This window comes from Bacteroidales bacterium, from assembly GCA_014860585.1.
Classification (GTDB): domain Bacteria; phylum Bacteroidota; class Bacteroidia; order Bacteroidales; family 4484-276; genus RZYY01.
In genome coordinates this window covers 18,279-34,086 of the sequence record JACZJL010000179.1, presented here as the reverse complement: position 1 = coordinate 34,086, position 15,808 = coordinate 18,279, and the positions used below count along the sequence as shown (strand labels likewise).

At 43.0% G+C, this 15,808-nt stretch carries 14 protein-coding genes; 12 read left to right on the top strand and 2 right to left on the bottom strand.

Annotated elements, in window-relative coordinates; genetic code table 11:
* The 6 genes from IH598_17320 to IH598_17295 all read left to right on the top strand — a co-directional run.
* Positions 1-264, top strand: a 264-nt coding sequence (locus IH598_17320; protein ID MBE0640278.1) for a phytoene desaturase, incomplete at its 5' end; no start/stop codon positions are given.
* Positions 265-269: 5 nt separating this feature from the next.
* Positions 270-1,106: a phytoene/squalene synthase family protein gene (locus IH598_17315; GenBank protein ID MBE0640277.1), complete on the top strand. Its 837-nt coding sequence runs from the start codon at positions 270-272 to the stop codon at positions 1,104-1,106.
* On the top strand, positions 1,103-1,654 hold the full coding sequence (locus IH598_17310) for a hypothetical protein (GenBank protein ID MBE0640276.1): 552 nt from the start codon (positions 1,103-1,105) through the stop codon (positions 1,652-1,654). Before IH598_17315 ends, IH598_17310 begins: the two co-directional genes overlap by 4 nt.
* A 7-nt stretch (positions 1,655-1,661) precedes the next feature.
* Positions 1,662-2,192 carry an isopentenyl-diphosphate Delta-isomerase gene (gene idi / locus IH598_17305; GenBank protein MBE0640275.1) on the top strand — a complete coding sequence of 177 codons (531 nt, stop codon included), beginning with the start codon at positions 1,662-1,664 and terminating at the stop codon, positions 2,190-2,192.
* A 77-nt stretch (positions 2,193-2,269) separates the two neighbouring features.
* A complete protein-coding gene (locus tag IH598_17300; GenBank protein ID MBE0640274.1) occupies positions 2,270-3,358 on the top strand; it encodes a prolyl oligopeptidase family serine peptidase in 1,089 nt (362 codons plus the stop codon).
* A 141-nt stretch (positions 3,359-3,499) separates the two neighbouring features.
* Positions 3,500-3,901 carry an Rrf2 family transcriptional regulator gene (locus IH598_17295; protein ID MBE0640273.1) on the top strand — a complete coding sequence of 134 codons (402 nt, stop codon included), beginning with the start codon at positions 3,500-3,502 and terminating at the stop codon, positions 3,899-3,901.
* A gap of 120 nt (positions 3,902-4,021) precedes the next feature.
* On the opposite strand, the gene IH598_17290 is transcribed toward IH598_17295, so the two are convergent.
* Entirely contained in the window at positions 4,022-6,001 is a 1,980-nt protein-coding gene (locus IH598_17290; GenBank protein ID MBE0640272.1) for a glycoside hydrolase family 97 protein, read from the bottom strand.
* Between the two features lie 86 nt (positions 6,002-6,087).
* Positions 6,088-6,822, bottom strand: a complete 735-nt coding sequence (locus tag IH598_17285) for a YdcF family protein (GenBank protein MBE0640271.1) — start codon at positions 6,820-6,822, stop codon at positions 6,088-6,090.
* Between the two features lie 84 nt (positions 6,823-6,906).
* On the opposite strand from IH598_17285, the gene IH598_17280 reads away from it, so the two are divergent.
* From IH598_17280 to IH598_17255, 6 genes are all read left to right on the top strand, one after another.
* Entirely contained in the window at positions 6,907-8,478 is a 1,572-nt protein-coding gene (locus IH598_17280; protein MBE0640270.1) for an O-antigen ligase family protein, read from the top strand.
* Between the two features lie 22 nt (positions 8,479-8,500).
* Positions 8,501-9,460, top strand: coding sequence for a diacylglycerol kinase family lipid kinase (locus tag IH598_17275; GenBank protein ID MBE0640269.1), 960 nt, complete (start codon positions 8,501-8,503; stop codon positions 9,458-9,460).
* A 48-nt stretch (positions 9,461-9,508) separates the two neighbouring features.
* On the top strand, positions 9,509-10,465 hold the full coding sequence (locus IH598_17270) for a hypothetical protein (GenBank protein MBE0640268.1): 957 nt from the start codon (positions 9,509-9,511) through the stop codon (positions 10,463-10,465).
* Positions 10,458-11,354 (top strand): site-specific DNA-methyltransferase, encoded by an 897-nt coding sequence (locus tag IH598_17265; protein MBE0640267.1) that lies wholly within the window; start codon positions 10,458-10,460, stop codon positions 11,352-11,354. The genes IH598_17270 and IH598_17265 overlap by 8 nt, the downstream gene beginning before the upstream one ends.
* Positions 11,355-11,485: 131 nt before the next feature.
* Complete coding sequence (locus tag IH598_17260; GenBank protein MBE0640266.1) at positions 11,486-13,945, top strand: C10 family peptidase; 2,460 nt, start codon at positions 11,486-11,488, stop codon at positions 13,943-13,945.
* A 12-nt stretch (positions 13,946-13,957) separates the two neighbouring features.
* Positions 13,958-15,802 carry a T9SS type A sorting domain-containing protein gene (locus IH598_17255; protein ID MBE0640265.1) on the top strand — a complete coding sequence of 615 codons (1,845 nt, stop codon included), beginning with the start codon at positions 13,958-13,960 and terminating at the stop codon, positions 15,800-15,802.
* The last annotated feature ends 6 nt before the right edge of the window (positions 15,803-15,808 follow it).

Genomic DNA, 15,808 nt, shown 5'->3' with positions numbered 1-15,808 from the left:
GGCGAAAACATCGAAAAACACATTGTTTTCAAACGGGCCTATTCACACTCCGACTTTATCGCCGATTACAATGCTTTCAAAGGAAATGCTTACGGATTGGCCAATACGCTGCTCCAGACTGCTTTTCTGAAACCCTCGGTGAAAAATTCAAAGGTACAAAATCTGGTTTATGCCGGCCAATTAACCGTTCCGGGTCCTGGCGTGCCGCCGGCAATCATCTCCGGACAAATTGCTTCAAAACTGATTGTTGAATTGGAAAAATAACCGCCATGAAAGACCTCTTTGATATGATTTCAAAAAAATCGAGCAAGATGACGACTGTAATGTACAGCACCTCTTTCTCGATGGGCATCCGCTTTTTCAGCAAGCGCTTCCACGACCCGATCTATGCTATTTATGGTTTTGTTCGTTTTGCCGACGAAATCGTCGACACATTTCACGATTTTGATAAGGAAAAACTGCTTACGAATTTCAAACGCGACACCTATGCCGCTATCGAGGATAAAATCAGCCTGAACCCGATTTTAAATAATTTTCAATGGGCTGTAAATAAATACAAAATCGAACGTGAGTTGATTGACACGTTCTTGCGAAGCATGGAAATGGACCTTTACAAAGAAAACTACGACCGCAAAGGCTATGAAGAATACATCCTTGGCTCGGCTGAGGTGGTTGGGCTAATGTGCCTGAGGGTTTTTTGTGAAGGAGATGAAAAAATGTATCATGAGCTTAAGCCCCCGGCAATGAGGCTCGGTGCTGCTTTCCAGAAAATCAATTTTCTCCGTGATTTGAGTCATGATTATAATGGTCTGGGGCGTTCCTATTTCCCCGGCATCGACATCAGCAAATTTGATGAAGCAACAAAAAGAAAAATAGAAACCGAAATAGACGCCGATTTCCAGGCAGGACTTGCAGGAATCCGAAAACTTCCTGATGGCGCCAGGTTTGGTGTGTATGTAGCTCACGTTTATTTCTATGCTTTGTTCAAAAAAATCAGCAAATATCCCGCTGAACGATTGTTGCGGGTACGTGTCCGCATCCCGGATGGAATGAAATATATCCTTCTTTTTAACGCTTTTTTAAAAGACAAACTCAACCGGATATGATCAGACCATTTTCAATAATAGCAGGTATTTTACTCTTTTCTTTTCATGCAGCTTTCGGTCAGTTTTCACATGACCAGCTTCGAGACGGATTCTTTGCCATGAAAGATGAGAAGTGCGGACAAATGAAGTTTTTCGAGCGCATTAAAAGTGAAAAGTATGCTTCTGCCGTTCACCAGGCTTATGCCGGAACTGCCGAAGCCGCCTCGGCTGAGTGTGCCAGCGGGCCTTACAACAAAATCGAATATTTTAACCGCGGAAAGAAAAATATTGAAGCAGCCGTTATTAAAGCTCCAAAAGATCCCGAAGTCAGATTCATGCGGTTTGCAACCCAGGCAAATATACCGGGTTTCCTGTTTTATGACAATATCAAAGAGGATAAAGCATTAATAATTGAACAACTTCCGGCACTGCTGGGCGATGTTTCCGGTCGAAAATTCTGGCTCAGGGTAGCCGCATTTATGAAAAACTCAGGGGAACTGGACAAAAGAGAAGTGGAAATGATCGAAAAACTGATCAGTGGAAATGCCGTTTACCGGGATAAAAATTAAATAGAAAATGGAAAAAGTCATATTGGTAGATCAGCACGACAACCCAATCGGAGAAATGGAGAAAATGGAAGCTCACGAAAAAGCGGTTTTGCACCGGGCATTTTCTGTTTTTGTTTTTAACCAAAATGACGAACTGATGCTCCAGCAACGAGCACTCAAAAAATACCACTCGCCAGGCCTCTGGACGAACACCTGTTGCAGCCATCCCCGTCCCAATGAACAATTGCTCGATGCAGGTCACCGGCGGTTAGTGGAAGAGATGGGATTCGATTGTGATCTGGAGAAGATTTTCGATTTCATCTACAAAGCCAAACTCGATAAAGGCCTCACCGAACATGAATTTGACCATGTACTTTTCGGAAGATACAATCAGGCGCCCGAAATCAACCCCGAAGAAGTGCACACATGGAAATGGATGAGTATGAAAGCCATCGAAGCCGACATGAATTCACATCCTGAAAATTACACGGTTTGGTTCAGAATAGCTTTCGACAGGGTAAATGAGTTTCTGAAACAGCCGCAGCAACGAAGGTTTTAAGCCACCTACTAATTTATTCCACTTCGTTCGACTTAAATTGGTTTTTGTATTTTTGACGAAACAAAAAAATTAAACCAATGAAATTCACCACAAGAATTCTAGCTACGATGATGGTTTGCCTGCTCTGCATTTCGTTTGCCAAGGCGCAGTCAGCAGAAGAATTGAAATCTCAGATTGAAAAATTGGATCAACAAATCCAACAGTTGAGTTTTCAATTTGACGTCGTTAACAAAAATATTGACGATGTGCTCTGGTACCAAAAAGTGGGTGATGTGGCTTATGTTGATAAAGTTTATATCTATGGTCCACCAAAATGGAAAGAGCTTAATCCCACTGCCCAGGGCGCAGGTAATCCGGTTAACTTCTGGAGTTACGTTTTCATCCCCCGCACCGCTGACCCGGAAAAAAAATACCCGTTGATTGTGTTGCCTCACGGTGGTGTACATTCCGATTTTTCTACTTATTATACCCATATCGTTCGCGAATTGGTTGTTCAGGGCTACATCATCGTTGCTGCCGAATACCGGGGTAGTACCGGTTATGGTAAAAGTTTTCACGAAAGTATTGACTACGGCGGGCTGGAGGTTGAAGACGTGAAGGCGAGCCGCGACTACATGATCGAGAATTTCGACATTGTGGATAAAAATCGGGTGGGAATCATCGGCTGGAGCCATGGAGGTCTGATTGCACTGATGAACATTTTCGACCATCCCGACGATTACCAGGCAGCTTTTGCCGGTGTACCGGTCAGTGATATCATTGCCCGTATGGGTTATAAAAATCAGGAGTATCGCGACTTGTTTTCTGCTGACTACCATATCGGGCAACCAGCTGATGAAAACGTGAGCGAATACCGGCGTCGCTCTCCAGCCTGGAATGTACATAAAATGAAAAATACTCCCTTGCTTATCCACACCAACACCAACGATGCCGATGTGAATGTGCTTGAAGTGGAGCATCTCATCAAATTGCTCAAAGCTGAAGGCAAAAAGTTTGAATATGAAATCTTTCAAAATGTACCTGGTGGTCATTCATTCGACAGGATGGACACAAAAATTGCCATCGAGATTCGTGTGAAAATCTATAAATTCCTTGCCGGGCATCTATCCCCTCCTGATCCTGTCAATAATGTCAAATCATTACGTAATGCTGCCTATCGTTTTTAAACCATTTAATGATTTGGCCTGTATTTGGAGCATTTAAGCAGATTTGGAATAAATATAAATTAGAGATTAAATACTGAATTTCTCAATAACACTTCTATCTTTGCAGGTGATCTTTTTTGCCAACTCACAAAAACAAAAGAAATGTCGAAAATTTTCTCTCTCTCCGAAGCAGGCTCCATCGCGATCCATAGCATGATATTGATTGCAAAATCCGAAAATAACTTAAATGTAGTAAAAATCGCCGAGCAGACAGGCGCATCAAAACATCATGTGGCCAAAGTTTTACAGAGGCTGGCAAAAGATGATTTTCTTGATTCAAACCGTGGACCTCATGGCGGTTTCAGACTTAAGAGACCTGCAGATCAGATTTCACTACTTCAGGTTTATGAAGCCATCGAAGGGAAAATTGCTATCACAAAATGCCCGATGGACAATCCCATTTGTCCATTCGACAAATGTATTTTTAGCAACATCATTACAACCATGACACACGGGTTCAAAGATTATCTTGACACACAAAAACTGTCGGATTATCTGGAATAAAATACTGATCAACCTGTAAAAAGTTAATAAGAGTCCTGCTCAAGGCAAATCTTTTACTTTAAAGAGCCATTATGGTGATAGGTTTACGAATTCATTCTTTGAATCAACCCAGGTAGATTTTTATTCTACCCCCCTCAGAATCGCTGCAAAACCACCGCCCGGTTTCATATTGATTGTAACTGTATCGGATAAAGTCAGGTTTTGTTTTGTAAGTTTATAGTCCTGTGCAAAGCGGTCGGCATTTATTCCGTCAGTGAGCAGTGTTGCTTCATAAGTTCCGGTGAGGAAATAGAGAGGGATTTCAAATGTCCGCGGAGTCCAGTCTGTCATTCCGGCGATATACCAGTCGTTGCCTTTTCGGCGGGCCAGTATAAGATAATCAGCAACTTTTGCCTTTAGCACTATGGTTTCATCCCATGTTGTGGGAATTTGTGAGATGAAATCTGTGCACTCCTGCTCTTGCAGGTAAACCGAAGGTGACTCGCACATCATCTGCAATGGCGCTTCATAAATCACGAACATGGCTACCTGGTGGCAACGCGTGCCCAGGCTAATGGGGCGCTCCCAACTGATGGCATAATTGGCTTTATTTGCGTTAATCATCGAACCGGGAGTATAGTCCATGGGTCCGGCAGCCATGCGGATAAAAGGTATGGTTAGGTTGTGGTCGGGAGTGATGATATCTGACCATTTATTGTTTTCACCTCCTTTAACCCCTTCAAAATTCAACACATTGGGATACTTTCGCTGAAGTCCGCCCGGCTTGAAAGCCCCGTGAAAATTAACCAGCAGTTCCAGTTGGGCTGCCTTTGCAGCAATGGATTCATAAGAAGTGACCATCGCCTGGTCGGAACGCTGCATAAAATCCACCTTTATTCCTTTGGCGCCCCACGATTTATAGGTCTCCAGGATTTCATCGGGGTTTTCACTGAGGGGTTTCCATAAAACCCAAAGGATAATCCCAACACCCTTTCCCGAAGCATGGTTGATCAATCCTTTAACATCCATTTCGGGGTTGAAGTCGAGAATCTCTGTTGTGCTTTTTGTCCAGCCTTCATCAAAGATCACATACTCGACACCGTTGGCAGCCGCAAAATCGATGTAATAGTTATAGGTGTCGGTATTTAATCCGGAGCGGAAATCGACCCCGAAAATGTTGTTGGCATTGTACCAGTCCCAGGCAACTTTCCCGGGTTTGATCCACGATGTATTTTCAAGTACTGAGGGTTCAGCCAGTTGATAGGCAAGGCTGCTTTTGATGAATTCACGATCATCATTGCTGACGATAAACACTCTCCAGGGGTAGCTCCGTGCACCAGCCATCTCAGCGATATAATCTGCTTCTCTCGTAATGATCTGGTTCCTGTCTGGCCCTCTTTCGACGTTCGGAATGGCTTCTAAAACAAACTTTGGGAAAATAGCCCTGAACTGCTCGTTAGCAATCATTTTCAGAAACATATTAGGGTAATCGTGCAGCGCTGTTTCAGTAAGGACGACCTTTGCACCGGCAGCAGTTTCGAACATCACCGGCAGGCTGCAGAAACATCCTTCAGCAATATCCTTTAAAGCAGCATGTGTATAAATACGCTCGTTGTGCGAATACATCGACTTTTCTTCAGGAAAATAGGTGAAGGCGCCTTCCGGAAAATTCAGATGCAGCTGTTCATCGAACACAAACTTCCTGTTTACGTCATCGTCCTCAAAACAGTAAGCAACCCCATCTTTGTAAGTCCTGAAATGCAATTTAATCCCGTTGTTAAACGCTAATGTCAATTCGTTGAAGTGATCTGTAATTTCAGCATCCTTGTATGGTACCTCCGGTTTGATAATGGATTTTTTTTCTATGAGTTGGTGACTAATGATTTCTCCGCTGCCTGCCAGCTGCCCGTTGCCAAAATCCATATCAATTTTGGCTTCAGCGATTACCACCTCACGGTTGAGAAGGAGGCTCCACGAAATTCCTTTGTTTACCGAAACTTTCATTTCCAAATTTCCATTTGGAGAAGTAAGCAGAAAATCCTGCGATTTTGCTGCAAACGCGCTCAGGCAAAAGATTGCCATCAATATCATTACGCTAAATCTAAAGTAAATCTTTTTCATTTCAGATTAATTTGTTCTAAAATTTCAACGTATCAAAATCAATTTTGTCAACCGGATTACATACCATTAAGGCAGCAGATATTGACTTAAATATAGCCTTTCAACTTATAGTAACCAAGAGCCGTAAACTCCCGGATCACGGCAATTTCGAGAATAAGGTAGTTCCACATGTCATACCTTACACTTACACTCCTGCCGATTTCCTGTATTCTCTTCTTACGTTCCTTCTCCGTGAGCAACAGATCATCACTGAAAGCCGCTTCGAAGGTGGGCAATCCGCCAACCTGCTGAAATCCACATTTCCTAAAAGTCAGTATACACCGGCGTATGTGCTCGGGTGATGAAACAATCAACAAGGCCTTATCTTCAGTATTTTCCAGCATGTGGTTTATTTCGCAGGCCTGGGTGTAAGTATTGGTTCCGTTGGTTTCGAATAAAAAGCGCGCAGAATCAATGTTAGAACCGGCAATTGATCGAAACATACGGTAAGCGTCGCTGTTAATAAAGTTACTGGTGTCAAAGGGCAGGGCAATGATAATTTTTGAATCGGGGTAAAGAGATGCCGCTTCGGCGGCGAAATGACTGCGCATCAGCCCTCCGGGGCCCGGCATCCCACCGGCGCCCATCACCACAATGTAATCGGGCTTGCAATCTAGTTTGGCATCATGCGTCCCAAGCCAGTAGTGCACATTGTAAGGCAAAGGAGTGAAGCTCAGCGCAACCATCACAAGCGAAAAAATACCGGTTATCATCACCAGGATGCGAATGCCTTTTTTCAACGCTTTCCAAAAATTGCCGAAAGAGTTTTCCCTCTTTTTCATCACTTCAGATACTTACATTGCGGTAAAAATAGTTTTTTTGCAATAAAGTGAGATTAATCAACATTTTGGTTTAAAATCGACAGCATGAAATTACCGGGCTGGTTAAGCCGTACAAATATTTATGTTTTTGGATTGGCGTTAATGCTGGTTTCACTTCCAACATCCAAGTTCCTGATGAGCATTGCGCAGTTCATCCTCATTTTCAACTGGCTGCTCGACCGGCAGGTGATCGGGAAATTTCGTCAGTTCTTTTCCAACAAGCCTGCTTTGGCAGTTGCATCGATCTTCTTTATTCATGTGATCGGCCTTTTGTGGACTTCCGATTTTGCCTATGCTTTTAAAGACCTCCGAATTAAACTCCCCCTTTTGGCGATTCCGGTTATCATTGCCACTTCTCCAAAATTGAACCGGCAGACTTTCTTTTACCTCATCTCACTTTTTGTCGGCGCCAATGTATTTGGATCCCTCTTTAGCATCGGAAAACTTCTGACCAGCGATGTGTTTGAAATTCGTAACATTTCAGTTTTCATTTCTCATATCCGGTTTGCATTAAACCTTAGTTTTGCTCTGTTTGCCGGTATTTTCCTGTTTTTTCAAAAAGAACAAATCCATGGGTTTATTCGCTGGGTGATGCTGGTATTTTCGATATGGCTACTCATTTTCCTGGTGTTAATGGAGTCCATTACCGGTTTGGGGGTAGTTCTGATCACATCACTGATTTTACTTTTACTGGCTGTTTTCCACATTCGCCAGTTTTCTCTGAAGCTGACCTCGTTGATCATCATGATTGCAATTCCGGTCTCGGTGTTTATTTTTTTGCAATCGCTTTATCACCAGGTGGTTCCTAAAGAGCCTTTCTATCACGAAAACCTGGATAAATTTACCAGCAGCGGGAATCCGTATTATCATGACAGTGCGCTTTTCGGCGTTGAGAATGGGCATTGGGTAGGGCAGTATCTTGAGATTGATGAACTAAAAGCCGGTTGGAATGCGCGCAGCCGGGTACATTTTGATACGCTTGATCAGAAGGGTAATCCGGTTCGGTTCACCCTGATACGATACCTTACGTCAAAAGGATTGAGAAAAGATGCCGACGGTGTGAAGGCGCTCACCAATGAAGATGTACAGGCCATTGAACGGGGAATCGCAAATGTTGATCAGTTGAAAGAATCAAGCCTTAGCAAGCGAATAAAAACGGTGATCTGGGAAATTGAAACCTACCATCAAACGGGCCATCTAAAGGACAACTCAGTGACACAAAGGCTTGAGTTCTGGCGTGCAGGAACAAAAATCATTAGCGAAAACTTACTTTTTGGCGTTGGAACCGGGGATATTGACCGTGCATTCAAGGAGATGTATCCAAAAATGAAAAGCCAATTACCGCCGGAACAATGGTGGCGAACGCACAACCAATACCTCACTGTATTTGCCACATTGGGACTATTTGGATTGCTGTGGTTTATTTTTGCATTAACTTACCCCGGAATTAAGCTGAAGATGTTTAACGACTATTTCTATTTTGTGTTCTTTTGCATCGCATCGCTTTCGATGATCACCGGCGACACACTTGATACACAGGCAGGGGTTACTTTCTGGGCATTTTTCACCACCTGGTTTCTGCTTGGCCGAAATGAAAAAGACCCGATTTTCACCTAAAACGACTTTCAAATAATAGATCATGGAACAAAAAGCAAAGGAGTTGGACAAGTGGTTTGTCGTTGTCAACCCAAACGCCGGCAATCGCAAAATTAAAAGGGACTGGCCTGAAATTAAAAAATTGATGGCTAACCAAGGATTAGCTTTTGATTTTGCGATGACTGAAGGCCCCCTGCACGCCATTGAACTTACCGGAAAAGCTTTGCTGAAAGGCTATAAAAAATTCATTGCCATTGGCGGCGACGGTACCTTGAATGAAGTTGCCAATGCAATGATAAACTTTGAAGGATATAATGCCGCTGAGTATTTGCTGGGATTGATTCCAGTTGGAACCGGGAATGACTGGGGGCGCATGTTCAATATCCCGAAAAACTATAAACCGGCCATCAATACGATTGCCGAAGGAAAAACATTTCTGCAGGATGTCGGTAAAATTTCCTACTTTAATGGTGAAAAACCTGAAACGCGCTATTTCATCAATATTGCCGGGATGGGCTTTGATGCCTTGGTAGCACAAAAAACCAACCGGCAAAAAGCCGCCGGCAGAGGGAATGTCCTCTCCTATTTTGTTAACCTTTTCACCAGCCTTTTTCAGTATGAATCCCGTATCATCCAGGTGGAACTTGACGATAAAAAATTCAATTTCCACACATTCAGCATGAGTGTGGGAATTTGCAAATACAATGGCGGTGGAATGATGCAATTGCCAAACGCCATCCCCGACGACGGTCTGCTCGACATCACGATCATTAAAAAAATCGGGTTGGGAACGGTGTTGGCCCAACTTCGCAACCTATATACCGGCCGGTTTATCAAGCATCCCAAAGTGGCCACCTTCACGGCCAGAAATGTAAAAATCACAAGCCGGAAGAACGGATTTATGATGGAGGCTGACGGAGAAAGTCTCGGGCAGGCGCCTTTTGATGTCAACATCCTGCCCCGGGCGCTGAAGGTGATTGTTGGAAAGGAGTTTGTTCTCTAGTTTTTTGAGATCCTTTTTAAGGATTTAAATTAAGATCATTTCGATTCTTTGATTAAATTTGCAGCAATATTCACGACCAATTATTTGATTGTCATGGCTGCAACTCCAAAACTTAAACTCCAATTACAACCTTATCCACGTGAAGGAACAAGTTTGCTTGCTGCAAATTACCTATTTCCACAAAAGCACCCTAAATTGTCTGACACTGTCTTGGAGTCTTCTATTGACAATGCATTCCAACGATGTTTAAAGAACAAAAAAGGAGAATTAAAGACAATTGACGCTGATCCAAAAACTTTGGTTAATCAAACATTAAAGCATTTAAAAGAGAGAAGTGATCCCATATTGAGCCCATATTTTTTAAGCCTGCTTGATGTGGAAGACATATTTGAATTGGATGCTGTAAGCTATGAAATGCAGCGACATCGCATGACAATCGGCATATTTTATCAATTTCTCATCCTCGAATTGATGAGGAACAGCTGGCCGGTATTCGATGCTTCCCGTGAAGGGGATATCGTTGCAGATATTGATACTCCAGGATTTGAAAGAGGAATACGATTGTATATTTCGGTAAAAAAATCAAAAGATACAGTTGGAGGGCAAGATGTTGGAGGGGTAATCAGAAGACTTGAAAATGAAGCAAAGGCTGAAAAAAATTTGAACAGCCCTTACTTGTGTGTTATTGGAATAGCTACTCCACCAAAAGGGAAATTAAGAGGTTATGATGACCGAACGGTCAGATCTACAAGCTCTGGAGGGACTTACTCTCTGAACTGCGAGTTTTGGGGGCCTGGATTCTTATTTCCATTCATTGCAGGTCACAGCGCTCTTGAAATTTACACAAGAAGTATCCGGAGAGTATCTAATTATCTTCCTTTTATGACTTTAGCCTTCAAAAAAGAATGCTCCTTTTTACTAAGACAAGAGCTATCCCAAATGAATTTGATAACTGCAGATAATAAAATTGATACGCAAAAATTTTTAAACTACATCATTGAATAACAATTCACTACATACTGGAACAAATAAATGCACGATTATCTTTGGGGATAGTAGAGAAGTATTGAATGACTTCAAAGGGAAAGCAGATTTGATTGTGACATCACCACCTTACGCTGATGCAAGGAAAAAGCATTACGACAGCATCAATCCGGATGATTTTGCGGAGTGGTTTTTAACTTTTCATGATGTTTTCTGGAATTCCCTCAAAGAGGATGGAAGCCTTGTTATCAATATAAAAGACAAAGTAGTGGATGGCGTCAAACATCGTTATGTTTGGAAAACAATTGACCTCTTAGCTGAAAAAGGTTGGCTGTGTATTGACGACTATATCTGGCATAAAACTAATGCAATGCCGGGATTTTGGCCAACACGCCTAAGGGATGGCTGGGAGTACTGTTTCCATCTTGCGAAAATAAAAACACCTTACATTGATCAATGGGGTGTCTCAGTGCCGGTTGGTGATTGGGTTAACAAACGGCTTCAAAAGCTTGGTGAAAATGATCTTTCACGTCATAATTCAGTTAACTCAAGTGGGTTTGGTCGTGACATCTCAAAATGGATTGGGAAAAAAGAAGTATTACCTTCCAATGTTCTCTCAATACCTCTTGTTGGTAAAAACAAAGGTCATCCAGCTGTTTTTCCTGTAGAACTCCCTGCATTTTTTATTAAATTGCTATCGCGAGAGAATCATTTAATTATTGATCCTTTTGGTGGAAGTGGTTCAACTGGAATTGCCGCACTTGCAAATAACAGAAACTGCCTCCTGATTGATAACAATGCGGATTATTGTAAACTGGCTGAAAAGCGCGTTCAATCCGAAATTGGGGGCCTTTTTAATGAGGTTTCTGCCACATCAAATGCTTTTTCTACTGCAGCAAGCAATATTTAAATTCTTTCAAAGGACATCTTTAAACTGGATGTCTGAAAGTTCCAATCCCTTAATTTTTACTGCCGAATACTGAATTAATTTTCCTCAATCATATTAAAATATGACCTTTGGCTTGAAAAAATTTTCTGATCATGGCCAGGTTGATTTTACTATTTAGTATCGTCATTTCTCTCCTCTTTTTTACCGAAATACTTTCGGGACAGGTTTCTGCCGATGAAGCAGCAAAATTGGCCAAAAACTTTTTTACCCAAAAATCCCTGGGAGTAAACCCTCAGGTAAAGGATGCAGTCATTACAAGACATTTTGCCAAAATCGAACATGGTAAACCGCTGTACCATATTTTTAATTTCGGGCAGGGGGGATTTGTAATCACAAGTCCAGACAAGCGGTTTATCCCGGTGCTGGCCTGGTCGCCTATAGGAGAATTTGACTTGAATAGTGTACCTGAAAATTGTGCTGTTTGGTTGGATTGGTATGAAGTACAGATAAAAAAGGGAATGGCAAATCCCGAAAATTTAACCGGTGAGACGTCCGGATTATGGGAACATTACCTTAAAGGGTTTGAAATAAAAGATACAAAAGGTGTTGCTCCGCTTTTAACTGTGAAATGGAACCAGGGAAAGTTCTATAATGCACTGTGTCCTGCTGATCCTGGCGGTTACGATGACCATGTTCCGGTCGGATGTGTGGCAACTGCAATGGCTCAGCTGATGTTTTATTACCGGTTCCCTTACCAGGGCAACGGCAGCCACTCGTACATCCCACCCTATAATAATGGAACCTACGGACTACAATTCGCTGACTTTGGCAATACATTTTATCAATGGAATGAAATGACAGACGAGTGTTTTACTTACAACACTGCTGTCGCCGAACTGAGCTATCACTGTGCTGTTGCGGTAAATATGAAGTTTTCGCCCTCATCATCCGGAGCTAATGTCTCTGATATTGCCCCAGCCCTTTCAGACTATTTTAATTACCTGCCCAATGCGCAACTGATGCTCAGGCAATCAAATGGTGGTTATGAGGCCTGGCGGCAAATGCTGACCAGCCATCTGGAGAACAACCAACCGGTTTTGTATTTCAGCAGCAGCGGGTATGTCGGTCACGCTTACATTTGCGATGGTTTCCAGGATTCCGTTTATTTTCATTTTAACTGGGGATGGTCGGGAAACCATAATGGCTATTATTACATTGATGAGCTGATACCCGGCGGCATCGATCTTTCGCAAAACCAGGGAGGCATCTTCAACATTTACCCTGATACTACACTGTTTGAATACCCTGCGCATTGCCAGGAAGGCAAGCTGTTAAGCGCTTCTGAAGGAAGCCTGTCTGATGGCAGCGGCCCCCTGAACTACCAGAGCGAAACTTCCTGTTCGTGGCTGATCAAACCGGATGATCCTGAGATGACCAACCTAAGGCTTGATTTTTCGATGTTCGATCTCGCCACTGAGAATGATTCCCTTTTTATTTACGATGGCGAAAACTATTTAGCGCCACTTCTTGGAAGTTTTACCGGCAATTTACTGCCACCAGTCATCGTTTCAACACAACCATCTCTTTACCTCAGTTTTAACAGCGCTGACACTATCACCGGAAAAGGGTTTCAGGCGAATTACCATGCCTTCAGCCTTCCCTTTTGTGATGGCTTTACCGTGATCACCTCTCCGGAGGGCTACCTCAACGACGGAAGCGACTTCTTCAATTATTCCAATGGCATAGACTGCTCGTGGCTGCTTGCACCTGAAGTTCCCCTCTATGATTCGGTGGAGAAGATGCACATCCGGTTTACAGGGTTCAGCCTGGCATCAGGCGACACGCTTTTCATCCACGATGGCATCGATTATGCCTCACCCCTGCTTGCTTCACTTTCCGGAAACGATACGCCACCAGAGTTTACATCATCAGGACAAAATCTATTCTTAAACTTCCACACTAATGAGAGCGATTCTACCTCTGGCTGGGAAATCAATTACACACCTGTTCCGCCGGTGTATTGCTCCGACACTCTGTTTCTTAATGTTCCTGATGGGACTATCGAAGATGGAAGCAGTAATAAACACTATAACTCAAACACAAACTGTTTCTGGCACATTCAAATACCAGGAACGGAGTTGATTACTATCGAGTTTACCAAAGTGGACATGGAGCTCAACTACGATTACGTGCTGATCCGCGATCTTAACAAACCCTATTCAGCCCCGGTAAGAGTCACCGGAAACACCATTCCTCCTCCAATAACAATAAGCTCAAACAAAATCCTGATCTCCTTTTTCACCGATCAGCGCGACAACCATTACGGCTGGGAACTAAAGTACCATGCCTCGGCTGAGTTGGTGTCAGAACAAGCCATTCATCCTTTTGTCATTTATCCTAATCCTGTATCGGATCGGTTAATTATCCGTCAGAAAATCGAGACCAGTCTAATCACATACCGTATCTTTAATATGCATGGAACCGTGCAAAGCGCTGGGGAAGGAACAGAAAATGAAGTTGTCGTCAACATGCATTTTTTCAAAAATGGAATTTACCTCATTGAAATACAAATTGAAAATCAGATATTTCATCGGAAAATTGTAAAACTTTAAAGGAAAAATGAAATGAAAAAAATTATCGCCCTTGCAATCATTCTAATAGTCAGTATAAAATTGATAGCCGACGACAAAGAGCCTGTCGCCATAGATGATTTCGCTGAGACATTTGCCATGAAAACCATCGCCATTCCTGCATTGGCAAACGACTTCGGTTACGAAAACCATCCCATCAGGATTTTTACTGTCTTCGGAACTCCAAACGGTACATTTACCTTCAATGATTCGATAGTATTTTACACTCCCAAAAGACACTTCGAAGGCACTGATTCCCTTCGCTACAGAATTGTTGATCTTGAAAATAACCTGATGTCACAGTTTGCAAAGATTTATATTCATGTTGAAAATAAAGGGATTGACATGCTTGGTATTAACCAGGTAAAGGCAAAAATTCTTGCCTGTGGGGTTCAGTTTTGGGATGGCAACACCGGCGATGGTTATGAAGTTCCTGCCGGGTCGGGGCTGCACACACTTTTCAGTAAATCTTTCTGGATAGGTGGAATGGATGAAAACGGAGAATTACACGTTGCCGGGGAAAGATACAAGCAGATAGGCAACGACTATTTTCCGGGTCCGGTTTCTGATACGATGAACTACAACCAGGACTTTGATGCAGCGTGGTTCAGGGTGTGGAAATTAAATAAAGAAGAAATTGAGCACCATCGCAATAACTGGCAGCAACCAGGATACGAGCCCATCGAAAATATCAGCAGCTGGCCGGGTAATGGTAATATCCTCCTGGGACAAGCTCCAAAACTGGCGCCCTATTATGATTGGAATGGCGATGGAAAATACAATGCCGCTGATGGCGACTTCCCGGTGATTAAAGGCGACCAGACTATATTCCTGATTTACAACGACGACAGGCAACACACCGAATCCGGCGGAAAAAAGATGGGCGTGGAAATCCATGCCATCTATTATGCTTATGACCAACCGGAAGATTCGGCGTTAAGCCAGGCGATTTTTGGCGACTATACCATCATCAATCGTTCTGAAAATTTCTACTCAGACGTGTATAGTGCTTTTTTCCTCGACTTTGACCTGGGACATTGGTGGGATGATTTTGTGGGTTGTGATACATTGCTCCATTCAGGTTTTGCTTACAATGGAACTCCCGTTGACGGAAATGGTGAGGAAGGCACCTATGGGGATCGGCCACCTGCATTTTCGCTTACGTGCCTCAATTATAAAATGACAGGCTTTATTCACTTCAACAATGCATGGCAGTCGCCCATGACAGACCCATACGCCCCATCTGAGTACTACAACTACATGAAGTGCATGTGGCGGGATTCTACTTTGCTGACCAGCGGAGGGAACGGCTATGGCGGCACTTTCCCTGTAAAATTTATTTTTCCGGGAGACCCCTCAAATCCTGCCGAATGGTCCGAAGCCGCTGAAAATGCCACTCCCGGCGACCGCCGCGGGCTGGTTTCCTCAGGCCCTTATTCTCTTGCCCCTAACGACTCATTGCATTTTACATTTGCATTGGTGTTTGCAAGGGATTATGAAGGAGACAACATTTCAAGCGTTGCCATGCTTAAAGAACACATTCAGGAAATCAGGGATTTTTATGTTGAGTCGCTTAATGTGGAAGATACCAAACCCGAAACAATCTCACTCAAAGTTTTCCCGAATCCGTTTCAGGGCGCTTTGGTAGTTGAAACCAGGCTACCCTATGAAACCATAACCTGGACAGTTTATGATCTGATGGGCAAAGCAGTAGCCGACGGACGGCAATTCAACGAACTTTCCTTTGGTATCAATCTCAAGTCGCTTGATAAAGGGATTTATTTCCTGAGTTTAAAGAATGGGAAGTCGGTTGTAACAAAGAAGGTCATAAAGATGTAACTGATG

What these genes read in the sequence shown, in the direction of transcription:
- IH598_17315 (MBE0640277.1), top strand. Translation starts at nt 270, where the DNA reads ATGAAAGACCTCTTTGATATGATTTCAAAAAAATCGAGCAAGATGACG.
- IH598_17310 (MBE0640276.1), top strand. Translation starts at nt 1,103, where the DNA reads ATGATCAGACCATTTTCAATAATAGCAGGTATTTTACTCTTTTCTTTT.
- idi (MBE0640275.1), top strand. Translation starts at nt 1,662, where the DNA reads ATGGAAAAAGTCATATTGGTAGATCAGCACGACAACCCAATCGGAGAA.
- IH598_17300 (MBE0640274.1), top strand. Translation starts at nt 2,270, where the DNA reads ATGAAATTCACCACAAGAATTCTAGCTACGATGATGGTTTGCCTGCTC.
- IH598_17295 (MBE0640273.1), top strand. Translation starts at nt 3,500, where the DNA reads ATGTCGAAAATTTTCTCTCTCTCCGAAGCAGGCTCCATCGCGATCCAT.
- IH598_17290 (MBE0640272.1), bottom strand. Translation starts at nt 6,001, where the DNA reads ATGAAAAAGATTTACTTTAGATTTAGCGTAATGATATTGATGGCAATC.
- IH598_17285 (MBE0640271.1), bottom strand. Translation starts at nt 6,822, where the DNA reads ATGAAAAAGAGGGAAAACTCTTTCGGCAATTTTTGGAAAGCGTTGAAA.
- IH598_17280 (MBE0640270.1), top strand. Translation starts at nt 6,907, where the DNA reads ATGAAATTACCGGGCTGGTTAAGCCGTACAAATATTTATGTTTTTGGA.
- IH598_17275 (MBE0640269.1), top strand. Translation starts at nt 8,501, where the DNA reads ATGGAACAAAAAGCAAAGGAGTTGGACAAGTGGTTTGTCGTTGTCAAC.
- IH598_17260 (MBE0640266.1), top strand. Translation starts at nt 11,486, where the DNA reads ATGGCCAGGTTGATTTTACTATTTAGTATCGTCATTTCTCTCCTCTTT.
- IH598_17255 (MBE0640265.1), top strand. Translation starts at nt 13,958, where the DNA reads ATGAAAAAAATTATCGCCCTTGCAATCATTCTAATAGTCAGTATAAAA.